Source organism: Stenotrophomonas sp. YJH_SMC_73 (assembly GCF_059370155.1).
Genome location: NZ_JCAFTJ010000002.1, coordinates 377100 through 390472, shown reverse-complemented (window position 1 = coordinate 390472; position 13373 = coordinate 377100). Strand labels below are relative to the sequence as shown.

At 68.0% G+C, this 13373-nt stretch carries 8 protein-coding genes; all 8 read left to right on the top strand.

Annotated features, from left to right (window positions below; translation table 11 throughout):
* Positions 1-10: 10 nt before the first annotated feature.
* The 8 genes from AC5P8R_RS05060 to AC5P8R_RS05025 all read left to right on the top strand — a co-directional run bounded on the left by AC5P8R_RS05060 (position 11) and on the right by AC5P8R_RS05025 (position 13373).
* Positions 11-1039 (top strand): aspartate-semialdehyde dehydrogenase, encoded by a 1029-nt coding sequence (locus AC5P8R_RS05060; RefSeq protein ID WP_014647891.1) that lies wholly within the window; start codon positions 11-13, stop codon positions 1037-1039.
* A gap of 145 nt (positions 1040-1184) precedes the next feature.
* Entirely contained in the window at positions 1185-3197 is a 2013-nt protein-coding gene (locus AC5P8R_RS05055) for a FimV/HubP family polar landmark protein (protein WP_495223051.1), read from the top strand.
* A gap of 26 nt (positions 3198-3223) precedes the next feature.
* Positions 3224-3586 (top strand): VOC family protein, encoded by a 363-nt coding sequence (locus AC5P8R_RS05050; RefSeq protein ID WP_069116918.1) that lies wholly within the window; start codon positions 3224-3226, stop codon positions 3584-3586.
* 32 nt (positions 3587-3618) lie between these two features.
* Complete coding sequence (gene truA, locus AC5P8R_RS05045; RefSeq protein WP_014647888.1) at positions 3619-4389, top strand: tRNA pseudouridine(38-40) synthase TruA; 771 nt, start codon at positions 3619-3621, stop codon at positions 4387-4389.
* Positions 4386-5042: a phosphoribosylanthranilate isomerase gene (locus tag AC5P8R_RS05040; protein ID WP_014647887.1), complete on the top strand. Its 657-nt coding sequence runs from the start codon at positions 4386-4388 to the stop codon at positions 5040-5042. The genes truA and AC5P8R_RS05040 overlap by 4 nt, the downstream gene beginning before the upstream one ends.
* Positions 5043-5210: 168 nt before the next feature.
* Positions 5211-5885, top strand: coding sequence for a hypothetical protein (locus AC5P8R_RS05035; protein ID WP_495223050.1), 675 nt, complete (start codon positions 5211-5213; stop codon positions 5883-5885).
* A complete protein-coding gene (locus AC5P8R_RS05030; protein ID WP_014647885.1) occupies positions 5882-7900 on the top strand; it encodes a hypothetical protein in 2019 nt (672 codons plus the stop codon). The genes AC5P8R_RS05035 and AC5P8R_RS05030 overlap by 4 nt, the downstream gene beginning before the upstream one ends.
* Before the next feature lie 85 nt (positions 7901-7985).
* Positions 7986-13373, top strand: a complete 5388-nt coding sequence (locus AC5P8R_RS05025) for a DNA repair ATPase (RefSeq protein WP_495223049.1) — start codon at positions 7986-7988, stop codon at positions 13371-13373.

The following is a 13373-nucleotide window of genomic DNA, read 5'->3' as shown; positions in this document are numbered from 1 at the left end:
GAGTTCCCCCATGAGCAATGCACAGCGCAGTTTCCACGTCGCCGTCGTCGGTGCCACCGGCGCCGTCGGCGAGACCATGTTGTCGATCCTGGCCGAGCGTGATTTCCCGGTCGGTACCCTGAGCGTCCTGGCCTCCGAGCGTTCGGCCGGTGGCGAGATCGAGTTCAACGGCCAGAAGGTCACGGTCCAGGACCTGGCCACCTTCGATCCGGCCGGTGTCGAGATCGCGCTGTTCTCGGCCGGTGGCAGCGTGTCCAAGGAATACGCACCGAAGTTCGCCGCCGCAGGTGCGGTGGTGATCGACAACTCCTCGGCCTTCCGTTACGACGATGACGTGCCGCTGGTGGTGTCCGAAGTCAACCCGGAACAGGTCGCCAACCGTCCGCGCGGCATCATCGCCAATCCGAACTGCTCGACCATGCAGATGCTGGTGGCGCTGGCGCCGCTGCACCGCAAGTACGGCATCGAGCGCATCAACGTCTCCACCTACCAGTCGGTGTCCGGCGGTGGTCGTTCGGCCACCGAGGAGCTGGGCAAGCAGACCGGCCAGCTGCTGAGCTTCCAGGAGATCGATCCGCAGCGCTTCCCGGTGCAGATCGCCTTCAACCTGATCCCGCACATCGACGATTTCCAGGACAACGGCTTCACCAAGGAAGAAATGAAGCTGATCTGGGAGACCCGCAAGATCCTCGGCGACGACAGCATCCTGGTGAACCCGACCGCAGTGCGCGTGCCGGTGTTCTACGGCCATTCCGAGTCGGTGGCGATCGAAACCCGCGACAAGGTCACCGTGGCCGAAGCACGTGCGCTGCTGGAGCAGTCGCCGGGCATCGAAGTGGTGGACCGTCACGAGGCCGGTGGCTACCCGACCCCGGTCACCCACGCCTCGGGCACCGACGCGGTGTACGTCGGCCGCATCCGTGAGGACCTGTCGCACCCGCGCGGCCTGAACCTGTGGATCGTATCGGACAACGTGCGCAAGGGCGCCGCCCTGAATGCCGTGCAGCTGGCCGAGCTGGTCGCCGCCGAGCAGCGCTGATCACAGCGGTTGCCTCACCGGTAGTGCCGGCCGCTGGCCGGCATTGCCGTGATGGCACGTGCGTGTCTGCCGGCCAGCGGCCGGCACTACCAAAGGTCCCCATCGGTGGGTGCGGACCGCGGTCCGCACGCTTTATAGTGTCGCCATGAATAAACGGGCCAGGGGCGCAAAGCGCCCCCTCCTCTATCTTTCCACCGCGCTGCTGGCCCTGGCCAGCAGTTCGGCGCTTGCCCTGGGCTTGGGCGACATCCGTGTCCTGTCCAAGCCGGGCCAGCCCCTGCTGGCCGAAATCCCGGTGGTCTCGGCCGATCCGTCCGAGCTGGAGAACCTGCGTGTCGCGTTGGCCTCACCGGTCACCTTCGAGCGCGTCGGCCTGCAGCGGCCGACCGGGCTGGTGGGCGAACTGCAGTTCGAACTGACCCGCAATGCGCAGGGCAGGGCAGTGGTGCGTGTGACCTCGCAGACGCCGGTCGAGACCCCGTCGCTGAGCTTCCTGATCGAGGCGGACTGGGGCCAGGGCCGCCTGGTGCGCGAGTACTCGGCGCTGGTCGATGCACCGTCCAGCGCACTGGCCGTGGCCGAGCCGGAAATCGTTGCACCCGCAGGTACGCTCTCCAACACCATCGCCCGTGAGGCCGCCCCGGCGCCCGCCGCCGCGGAGAGCGTGAGCGCGCCTGCGCCGTCCACCGCCACCACGCCGGCACCCGCACCGGCTCGCCCGCGTGCAGTGGCTGCACCCGCTGCCGCACCGGCAGCCGATGGCAGCGTTACCGTCCAGCGTGGGCAGACCTTGTCGCAGATCGCCAGCGTGGTGGCCCGCGGCAACCAGGTCAGCCGCGACCGCGCAATGATTGCGCTGCTGCGGGCCAACCCGGAGGCCTTCATCCGTGGCAACGTCAACCTGCTCAAGCAGGGCGCCGTGCTGCGCATGCCCGGCAGCGATGCACTGGCGGCGGTCGATGCCGCCGAGGCCGCCGCGCTGGTGCGCGAGCATGCCGCACAGTGGCGTCAGGCGCGCACCGTGCCGCAACCGGCGGGTACTGTCGCCCCGGTCGCCACGGCGGGAACCACGAACGCTTCTTCCCCGGCTGCGGCCACTGGGGCACGACTTGAAATCGCTCCGGCGCTGGCCTCCGACGCCGCGCACGCGGGCACAACCACCGGCACTGCAGCCGGCAGCGAGGGTGACATGCTGGGCAACGAACAACTGCGCCAGGCACGCGAGGACATCGCGACCCGCGATGCCGAGATCGGCGAGCTGAAGCAGCGGGTGGCCGACCTGGAAAAACTCAAGGAACAGCAGCAGTCGCTGATCGCGATGAAGGACAACGACCTGGCCGCGGCGCAGCAGCGCCTGGCGCAGGCACCGGATGCCCGCGATGCGGCAACGCCGTGGTACTGGCTGGGTCTGCCGGTGCTGTTGCTGGCGGCCGGCGCGGCCTGGCTGCTGCGTCGTCGCAAGCCGTCGCCACTGCCGCCGCTGCGCGAGGAAGGCGACGCCGCCGGCCTGGCCGCTGCGGTACCGGCCGGCGCGGCGCTGGATACGCTGGCCGAGCAGTCTTCGTGGTCGACGGCGGTGTCCGACAGTGGCCGCCAGGAACCGGCGATGCCTGCCTGGGCGACCGAAGCCGAGGTGCAGGATGACGTGGCTGCCGAAGCGGTCGCCGACGTCGCCGCCCAGACTGACTGGCAGGCGCAGACGCTGCGCGATGACGAAGTAGTGGAGCTGCCCGGGGCCGTGACCGACCTGCCGCGCTGGGACGAGCCGGTGGCCATGCAGGACATCCCCGTGCAGGATGAGCCGCCCGCGCAGGCGGTCCCTGACGAGATCGCAGTGCCGGACTACGCGCTGCACGCCGAACAGCAGCCGCAGTTCCGCGGCGTGTTCGACCTGCCGGCCGAGCATCATGACGGCGGGGATTCGAGCGCGGCGCCGCACGACGCGCTGGCCGCGGCCGCGCATGAAGACGGTGCTGCCGCGCCGGCCAGCGATGCCGGCTGGGCGCCGCGCGCCGGGCAGGAACGCCTGGAACTGGCCATCGCCTACCTCGACCTGGGCGATGCGCAGACCGCACGGACGTTGCTGCTGGAAGTGGCCGAGGGCGGCGACCTGCACTGCCAGGCCCAGGCTCGCGAACTGCTGGCCCGCCTGCCGTGACCGAACCCGCCGACAAGGACCGTGCCATGAGCCGCGAGCGCCGTATCGACTACGTTGAATTCGCCTCCAGTGACCCGGCCGACAGCCGCGCCTTCTTCGAAAAGGTGTTCGGATGGTCGTTCGTCGACTATGGCAGCGACTACACCGCCTTCGACGATGGCCGCCTGCAGGGCGGCTTCTTCCGCGGCCAGCCGCAACGGGCCGGTGACAGCGGCGCGCCGCTGCTGGTGCTGTATGCCGACCAGCTGGCGCCCATCGAGGCGGCGGTGCGCGACGCTGGCGGTGAGATCGTACGGCCGGTGTTTTCTTTCCCCGGTGGCAGCCGCTTCCAGTTCGTCGAGCCCGGTGGCAACGAACTGGCGGTCTGGTCCGAACGCGATCCGGCCTGAGCGCCGCCCCTCCCGCAACATCGAGGTAGCACATGCGTTACGCGCTTGGCGTCGAGTACGACGGCAGCGATTTCAGGGGCTGGCAGAACCTGGGCGAGGGTGGTCCCAGCGTGCAGGCCAGCCTTGAGCAGGCCCTGTCGTCGGTGGCCGATGCGCCGCTGCAGGTGGTCTGTGCCGGCCGCACCGATGCCGGCGTGCACGGCCAGTGCCAGGTCGTGCATTTCGACACCGACGTGGTGCGCGATCCGCGCGCCTGGATGCTGGGCACCACCACCCGCCTGCCGCGCTCGATCGCGGTGCGCTGGTGCGTGCCCGTGGCCGATGATTTCCACGCCCGCTTCTCGGCGCGGGCACGCCGTTACCGTTACCGCCTGCTCAACCGCGAAGTGCGGCCGGCGCTGCAGCGGCAGACCCTCAGCTGGGAGCGCCGTGCGCTGGACGCGGGCCTGATGCATGCCGCCGGCCAGGCCCTGCTAGGCGAGAACGACTTCAGCGCGTTCCGCTCGGTGCAGTGCCAGGCGCTGCATGCACGGCGTGAACTGCAGTCGCTGCAGGTCAGCCGCCAGGGCGAGGTGATCGAGGTCGCCGTGCAGGGCAATGCATTCCTTCATCACATGGTCCGCAATATCGTCGGATCGCTGATCCTGGTGGGCAGTGGCGAGAAGCCGGTGGAATGGATCGCCGAACTGCTGGCCGGGCGCGATCGCACCGTAGCCGGTCCCACCGCACCGCCGCAGGGCCTGGTGTTCCTCGGGCCCCTGTACCCCGACAACTGGCATCTGCCCGCCGAGGTCACGCTATGAGCCGCTCCTACTACCGCACGCGCATCAAGTTCTGTGGCATGACCCGGGCCGGCGACGTCCGCCTGGCCGGTGAGCTGGGCGTGGACGCGGTGGGTTTCATCTTCGCCCGTGAAAGCAGCCGCCGGGTCGCTCCAGCCGAGGCACGCGCGATGCGCCAGGCGATCGCGCCCATGGTCGACGTGGTGGCGCTGTTCCGCAACAACAGCAAGGAAGAAGTGCGCGAGGTGCTGCGCACGGTACGACCGACCCTGCTGCAGTTCCACGGCGAGGAAGACGAGAGCTTCTGCCGCAGCTTCAACATGCCGTACCTGAAGGCGATCGCCATGGGCGGCCGTGAAGAGATCAACGCCCGCACCCTGCAGCTGCGCTATCCCAGCGCCGCCGGTTTCCTGTTCGACAGCCACGCGCCGGGCGGCGGTGGCGGCACCGGCGTGGCCTTTGACTGGGGCCGGATCCCGACCGGCCTGCATCGCCCGTTCCTGCTGGCCGGCGGCCTGAACCCGGAAAACGTCTACGACGCGGTGCTGGGTACCCTGCCGTGGGGCGTGGATGTCTCCAGTGGCATCGAACTGGAGCCGGGCATCAAGGACGGCTACAAGATGCGCACCTTCGTCGAGGAAGTGCGCCGCGCCGATTGCACGGTTCTCGAGTGATTGGCGTCATTATTTGCCGTGATTTGGACCTGGATTTGAGCCTGCACGCATTCTTCACATAGGATGGTCCCAAGCGCGCCTGCCATGAGGGCTGGCGCGGGGATCGACGGGACGCGCGCGGCGCGCCCCGAACGGGCGGCCGCCGCCCACAGCCCAGGAAGGCAAGCGATGCAGGAGTTTCTCACCGTCGTACTCGGTTACCCGACGCTGCCGTACAGCATTCTGCTGTTGGTGTCGGTGATGTATTGGGCGGTTGCGGCGTTCGGCCTGGTCGATGACGGTTTTGGCAATCTCGGCGCCGATGGCGCGCTCGAGGCGGGGACCGACCTCAGTGGCCTGTCGGCCATGCTGGCGCGCTGGGGCCTGGGTGGCGTCCCGATCATGGTGGTGGTCACCCTGCTGAGCCTGTTCGGCTGGCTCATCACCTATTTCATCCATCTGTTCGTACTGCTGCCGCTGCCGGACCTGCTGCGCTGGGGCCTGGGTACGCTCGTGGCGGTGCTGGCACCGCTGCCAGCGGTACCGCTCATCGCGCTGATCCTGCGCCCGGTCCGGCGCTTCCTGCTGCGCCTGCGGCCGGTGCCGCAGGCATCGCTGCTCGGCCGGGCCGGCGTGGTCGCATCGCCGAAAGTGGACGCACGCAGCGGTCATGCCACGGTCGATGATGGCGGCGCCGGGCTGGTGCTGCAGATCCGCAGCGACATCGAACTGCAGCGTGGCGAGCGCATCGTGCTGGTCGAGCACATGGCCGAACGACACTATTACCGGGTGGTCCGCGCCGATGCGATCGCCCTCGATTTCCAGGACAACCTGCTTCCGGGCAACAAGGAGACTCATCAATGACGTTGGCATCCCTCTTACCGTTCCTGGCCGTCGCCGGCGGCCTGCTCGTCCTGCTGCTGGGCGTGGCCGGGCTGTTCAAGGCCTTCTACCGCAAGGTCGACCAGGGCGTGGCCCTGATCGTCAACGACATGAGCTCCACGCCCAAGGTGCACTTCACCGGTGCGCTGATCATCCCGGTGCTGTACCGCGCCGAGCTGATGCGGATCAGCCTGATCACCCTGCAGATCGACCGCCGTGGCAAGGAAGGCCTGATCTGCCGCGACAACATGCGTGCCGACATCGCCGTGGCCTTCTACCTGCGGGTGAACGAGACCCAGGCCGACGTGCTGCGCGTGGCCAAGGCCATCGGTGCCGACCGTGCGTCGGACAAGCATGCCGTCGATGAGCTGTTCAACGCCAAGTTCTCCGAAGCGTTGAAGACGGTCGGCAAGAAGTTCGACTTCACCGAACTGTTCGAGAAGCGCCAGGAGTTCCGCGACGAGATCATCGCGGTGATCGGCAACGACCTCAACGGCTATGTGCTGGAAGACGTGGCGATCGATTACCTGGAGCAGACCCCGAAGGCGCTGCTGGACCAGTTCAACATCCTTGACGCGCAGGGCATCCGCAAGATCACCGAGCTGACCGCCGCGCAGAACGTGGTGACCAACGAGCTGGAGCAGAACGAGAAGCTCGCCATCACCAAGAAGAACGTGGAAGCGCGTGAAGCGCTGCTGGCGCTGGAACGCCAGCAGGCCGAAGCCGAAGCACGCCAGAAGCGCGAGATCGAGACCATCCGCGCGCGCGAGGAGGCCGAGACCGCCAAGGTGCAGGAAGAGCAGCGCCAGCTGTCCGAGAACGCCCGCATCGAAGCACAGCAGCTGATCGAGATCCGCGACCAGAACCGCCTGCGCGAAGTGGAAGTGGCCGAGCAGAACCGCCAGCGCGCCGTGGCCATCGAGGCCGAGCGCGTCGAGCGCGCACGCCAGCTTGAGCAGGTCACCACCGACCGCGAAGTGCAGCTGCAGGGCGTGGAGCGCGACAAGGTGGTCGAGCAGGGCAAGATGGACGTGGCCAACATCACCCGCGAACGCATCTCCATCGACAAGACCGTGGCGCAGGAGGAAGAGCGCATCAAGGAAGTGCGCGAGGTCTCCGAGGCCGACCGCCAGAAGCAGGTGCTGATCCTGGAAGCCGAGGCCAAGGCACAGGAATCGCTGGTGCGCGAGGTAAAGGAAGCGCAGGCACGCGAGACCGCTTCCAAGCACCGCGCAGTGGAACTGACCACGCTGGCACAGGCCGAACACGAAGCAGCCGGCAAGCAGGCCGAAGCCAAGCGCCTGCTGGCCGACGCGCTGCGCGCCGAGCAGGCCGCACCGGGCCTGGCCGAAGCGCAGGTGCGTGAAGCTTCGGCACTGGCCATCGAGAAGGTCGGCATCGCCGAGGCCCGCGTGATCGAAGCCAAGGCCGAAGCCAGCCTGAAGCAGGGCAGCAACGAAGCCCGCGTGCTGGCCGAGACCCTGCAGGCGCAGGCGCAGGGTGAAGAGAAGATGGGCCTGGCCCGTGCCACCGCCACCGAATCGCTGGGCAACGCCGAAGCCGGCGTGGTGCAGAAGAAGCTGCTGGCCGAGGCCGAAGGCCTGGTGCGCAAGTTCGAAGCGATCGCTTCGCTGAGCGACCAGGCACGTGGCCACGAAGAGTTCCGCATGATGCTGGACAACAGCCTGAAGCAGGCGCTGGCCTCGATCGAAGCCGGCAAGGAAGTCTCGCGCGAGAACGCCAACGTCATCGCCAGCGCGCTGCGCAACGCCGATATCGATCTGGTCGGTGGCGACGGCGGCATGTTCGAGAACCTGGTCAAGGCAGTGTCGCTGGGCAAGTCGATCGAAGGCTTTGCCGGCAAGAGCCCGATCGTGCAGGAGCTGATGCAGCGCTACCTGGGCGTGGCCGTGGCCGAACCGGCGCCGCGCCAGATCGCCGAGGATGCCGAAGCGGTGCCGACCGTGTCGGCCACCGTGGTCGACAGCGCCCGTTGATGCATCGGGCGATGGCTGCTGCGGCCATCGCCCGCCCGCGCCGGCCGCAACCGCGGCCGTCCGCCCGTGAGCCGGAAGCCTGCTGATGTCTGATACCCATCCGTCCGCCGAATCCACTGCACCGGAGGCCGGCGGCACTACCGTCGACCAGGCCGTTGCCCAGGGCGGTGCCTATGAAGTCCTGCGCCGCCGCCTGGCCGAGCAGGGCCAGCGCCTGCAGGGCCTGGCCGAAACGCTCAACCGCCAGCGCCTGGCCGAGTTCGGCGACAGCCGCCTGGAGGTGGTCGGGCGCTTCCGCATCCGCAGCGAAAACAACTGCGTCGGCCGTGACATCGTGCAGGTCGGGCCGGACCGCCTGCTGTTCGGCTACAACGTGTTCATCGGGCTGAAGACCCAGACCCGCATCGAGGACGTGTTCGGCCTGTACCGGCTGGTGCAGGGCAGCGACGGCTACGATGTGGCGGCGCTGGAGCTGAAGGGCAGCTTCCTCGACCAGCCCGGCTTCGTGCACGACTTCAACGAGCTGTACGCCTACTACAAGCACGCGCGCCTGCTGCAGCTGATCGTGGTGGGGGACAAGCTGCTGGCGTCGTTCCAGATCGGTGAGCGCAGCAGCGACGTGCGCGTGTTCCGCTGGGCGCTGTCGCGCGATGGGGAACTGACCTATCTGGATGCGCGCGGTGAGCGCGATATCGCACTGCCGCCGCCATTCGACTTCGAATGGACCCGGGCGACCCGCGACCTGGCGGTCAATGGCCGCCATTCGCACCTGAACATCCTCGATACCCTGTTCGTGGAGACCACCGGCGGCGACCTCACGATCAAGGTCGAGAACAACACCGAGACCGGGCAGGGCATCTACAGCGAACCGGTGGAGGACAGCACGCAGTCGCTGGACGACGCCCAGTTCGAATTCGCCCGGGTCGGCTCGCTGGTGCTGCTGAAGGTGCTGCCGTACCGCGAGACGGAGTGGCGCGGGCTGATCTACAACACGCTGACCGGCGGCATCGTGCGCAACGATGCGATCGTGCAGGCCTGCGTGCAGCTGCCCGAAGACCACGGCGTGATCTTCCCGGGTGGCTATTACCTGCAGGGCGGCGAGCATAAGGCGTTCGACGCCTCGATGGCCGGCATGCAGTTCAAGCGCAGCATCCGTTCGCCCAACGGCGAGGACGTGCTGTACATCTTCTACGAACGCGAAGGCGGGCGCTCGGCGCTGTTCGTCTACAACACCATCCAGCGCGTGCTGCAGAACCCGGTGTTCGGCCATGGCTACGCCTTGATGCAGGACGGGCGCATGGTGCTGTTCCATGCCGAAGGCAGCGAACCGACCCGCATCCATCCGATGCAGGTCTGGCAGACCCCGTTCAGCAGTGACGAGTTTGCTGCAAGCCGGCCACCCGGCAACACCTTCATGGGACGCATCGGCAACGCCGAACTGGTGCGGGGCATCTCCAACCTGTTCAACCTGGCGCGCGAGATCGATGGCCAGGACGTGTCGGTGCAGCGCTACCAGCGCCTGGTGGCCGACACCCGGCGCCTGTTCGATGCCCACCACTGGCTGGGCGACGCGGCCTGCGATGGCGCCGAGGCGCTGCTGCGGCAGATCAGCGCCACCGGCGAATCGGTGCTGGACGAGTACGAGAAGGTGCAGTCGATCCGCCAGCAGTCGGCGCAGGCGATGGTCGAGGCAGAGGCCGCGCACAAGGCGCTGCTGGGCCGGCTGCAGCCGCAGAACTGGAGCGAGGTGCAGGCCTTCGTCGAGGCCCTCAATGCGATCACCGCATTGCGCGGACGGCTGCTGACCATCCGCGAGCTGCGCTACATCGACACCGCGCGCATCGAGACGATGACGGCCGAGCTGGTGGAGGCGCAGGATCATGTCGGCGCCGCCACGGGTGACTTCCTCGCCGGCGATGCCGCGCTGGTGCCGCTGACCACGCGCCTGCAGGCGCTGGATGAAGCTGCGCAGCAGGCGCAGAGTGCCCGCCAGCTGGATGAGCAGCTGGAGGGGCTGCGCGGGATGGCGGCCGATCTGGATATGCTGTCTGAACTGATGGCCGGCCTGAAGGTGGACGATGCCACCGCCCGCACCCGCGTGGTCGAGTCCATTTCGGTGCTGTACGGCCGCCTCAACCAGGCCCGCGCGCGTGCCGATCAGCGCCGCAGGTCGCTCGGCTCAGCCGAGGCCGTGGCGCAGTTCGCCGCGCAGTTCGCGCTGTTCTCGCAGTCGATCACCAGCGCGCTGGCGCTGGCCACGGACCCGGAGCGTGCCGACGAGCAGCTGTCGCGCCTGCTGGTGCAGCTGGAGGAGCTGGAGAGCCAGTTCGGCGAACACGAGCAGTTCCTCGGCGACATCCTGAGCAAGCGCGAAGAGCTGGTTGAAGCCTTCGAAACGCACAAGCAGGCGCTGCTGGATGACCGCCAGCGCAAGGCACGTTCGGTGCTGGATGCGGCCAGCCGCATCCTCGATGGCCTGGCCAAGCGCACCGAGCGCTTCGCCACCGCCGATGAGCTCAATGCGTTCTTTGCCGGCGATCCGCTGATCCTCAAGCTGCGTGAGCTGGCCGAACGCCTGCGCGCGTTGCATGACAACGTCAAGGCCGACGACATCGAAGCGCGCCTGAAGGGCGTGCGTGACCAGGCGGTGCGCCAGCTGCGTGACCGCAGTGATCTGTACGAGGCGGGCGGCAACGTGGTGCGGCTGGGGCCGCGCCATCGCTTCAGCGTCAACACCCAGGCGCTGGACCTGACCCTGCTGCCGCGTGGTGACACGCTGGCGATCCATCTGACCGGCACCGACTTCCTGGAGACCCTGCACGATCCGGAGCTGGATGCGCTGAAGCCGTTCTGGCCGGTCACCCTGGACTCCGAATCACCTGCACTGTATCGCGGCGAGTATCTTGCCGGCAGCCTGTTGATGGCCGCGCAGGAGGGGAGCGACGGGCTTGACCTGGCCACGCTGCAGCACGACGTCGCCACGCCCGAAGCACTGGACCAGCGCGTGCGTGCGTTTGCCGCACCGCGCTACCGCGAAGGCTACGAGCGGGGCATCCATGACCATGATGCCGCGCTGATCCTGCGTGCGTTGCTGCCCTTGCAGCAGGCGGCCGGCAGCCTGCGCCATGCACCGCGGGTGCGTGCGCTGGCGGTGCTGTTCTGGGCTGCCGAGCAGCGGCGCGAAGCGGTGGCGCAGTGGCCGGCCCGCCAGATGGGTGCTGAAGCGCTGGCACGCCTGCTGGGGTCCGACGAAGGGCGCCTGGCGTTGCGTGCGGAAATGGCCGAGGCACTGCTGGCGTATGCGCAATCCCACGCGTTGCCGTTCGATGCCGATGCCGCAGAGGCCGCGGCCGCTTATCTGGGCGAGGAACTGGCGGCCGGCGAACCGGTGTTCAGCAGCAGCCGCCATGCGGTAGCGCTGCTGGAGGCACTGGCTCGGCAGCTGGAACAGGCCGGGCAACGCGAGGCGGTCGAACGCGCCCTGCAGCGCAGCCAGGATCCGCTGGCCACGCGCTGGGCGCTGGCCGGTCAGTGGCTGCGGGCGCTGGCGCGGATGCCGGCGCATGCCCCGCATGCCGGCTACGTCGACGAGGCTGCAGCACTGCTGCTGGTGCAGCGCCAGCTGCGTACCCGTGCCAGCGACGCCGCGCTGCAGGCGGAGGTCAGTGGCCTGCTGGGTGAACACGCCCGCATCAGCAACGGCACGCTGGTGGTATCGCTGGATGATTTCCTGGCGCGCCTGAAGCAGCACCTGCGTCATTTCGTGCCAGCGTTCCATGCCTACCAGGCGCTGCGCCAGGGCATCATCGGCCGCGAGCGCGAGACCCTGCGGCTTTCCGAGTTCAAGGCGCGGCCGCTGTCCTCGTTCGTACGCAACAAGCTGATCAATGATGTCTACCTGGGCGTGATCGGTGACAACCTGGCCAAGCAGATGGGCACGGTCGGCGAGAACAAGCGCAGCGACCTGATGGGCCTGCTGATGATGATTTCGCCGCCCGGCTACGGCAAGACCACGCTGATGGAATACGTGGCGCACCGCCTGGGCCTGGTCTTCATGAAGATCAACGGCCCGGCGCTGGGTCACGAGGTGCGGTCGCTGGACCCGGCCCAGGCACCGGACGCGACCTCGCGGCAGGAGCTGGAGAAGCTCAACCTGGCGCTGGAAATGGGCAACAACACCATGCTGTATGTGGACGACATCCAGCACACCCATCCGGAGTTCCTGCAGAAGTTCATCTCGCTGTGCGATGGCACCCGCCGTATCGAAGGTGTGTGGCGCGGTCGCACCCGCACCTACGACATGCGCGGCAAGAAATTCTGCGTGGTGATGGCCGGCAACCCGTATACCGAGTCCGGCGAGGTGTTCAAGATTCCGGACATGCTGGCCAACCGTGCCGACATCTACAACCTGGGTGATGTGCTCGGTGGCATGGAGGCGGCCTTTACCCTCAGCTACATCGAGAACAGCCTGACTTCCAACCCGGTGCTGGCGCCGCTGGCTACGCGCGACATGGCTGACCTGTACACGCTGGTCGACCGGGCGATGGGCAAGGAGGTCTCGACCAACGGCCTGAGCCACGCCTACAGCAGCGCGGAGATCAACGAAATCACCGCCACCCTGCAGCGCATGCTGCGCGTGCGCGACGTGGTCTACCGCGTCAACCAGCAGTACATCGCCAGTGCCGCGCAGGACGACCGCTACCGCACCGAGCCGCCGTTCCGGCTGCAGGGTAGCTACCGCAACATGAACAAGCTCGCCGAGAAGATCTCGCCGGTGATGAACGAGGACGAGCTGGAGCAGTTGATCTCCGACCACTACCTGGGCGAGGCACAGCTGCTGACCACCGGCGCCGAAGAAAACCTGTTGAAGCTGGCCGAGCTGCGCGGCGTGCTGGACGACACGCAGGCGCAACGCTGGACGCAGATCAAGCGCGACTTCCTGCGCAACAAGGCCATGGGGGCCGACGACAGCGATGTCGGCGGGCGCGTGGTCGCGCAGCTGGCCGACATCGCCACCGCCCTGCAGCTTCCGCCGCCGGCGCCGGAAGCGATTGCCGTTGCCGACCCGGCACCGTGGCCGGCGTTGCTGGAGGCCCTGCATCGTCTTTCTGAAACACGTCCGGCCGCCGCGCCGGTGCCGGTCGCGGCAGCCGCCAGTGTGCCGACGACGGTCCTGGCCGACGACCTGCAGGCTGGCCTGGCACCGTTGGTGGAACTGTTGGCGGCATCGCAGGCGCAGCAGGCACAGGTGTCGCAGACCCTGGCCGCGTTCGCCGGCTGGGCGCGGCAGCAGGTCGAGCGTGGGGTGCCGAACAGTGCGGTGGCGCAGCGTGCGCGTGTGCGCCGTGCCACGACGCCGGAGGAGCGCGCGCTGGATGAGGCGCTGATGCGTCACTTCTACGGCGAGTCGTTGCCGCCGGACGACGGTGAGGAGATTCCAGCGACGACACCGAAGCCGCCGCCGCTGCCGTGA

Coding starts and splice junctions, on each gene's coding strand:
- AC5P8R_RS05060 (WP_014647891.1), top strand. CDS start 11: ATGAGCAATGCACAGCGCAGTTTCCACGTCGCCGTCGTCGGTGCCACC.
- AC5P8R_RS05055 (WP_495223051.1), top strand. CDS start 1,185: ATGAATAAACGGGCCAGGGGCGCAAAGCGCCCCCTCCTCTATCTTTCC.
- AC5P8R_RS05050 (WP_069116918.1), top strand. CDS start 3,224: ATGAGCCGCGAGCGCCGTATCGACTACGTTGAATTCGCCTCCAGTGAC.
- truA (WP_014647888.1), top strand. CDS start 3,619: ATGCGTTACGCGCTTGGCGTCGAGTACGACGGCAGCGATTTCAGGGGC.
- AC5P8R_RS05040 (WP_014647887.1), top strand. CDS start 4,386: ATGAGCCGCTCCTACTACCGCACGCGCATCAAGTTCTGTGGCATGACC.
- AC5P8R_RS05035 (WP_495223050.1), top strand. CDS start 5,211: ATGCAGGAGTTTCTCACCGTCGTACTCGGTTACCCGACGCTGCCGTAC.
- AC5P8R_RS05030 (WP_014647885.1), top strand. CDS start 5,882: ATGACGTTGGCATCCCTCTTACCGTTCCTGGCCGTCGCCGGCGGCCTG.
- AC5P8R_RS05025 (WP_495223049.1), top strand. CDS start 7,986: ATGTCTGATACCCATCCGTCCGCCGAATCCACTGCACCGGAGGCCGGC.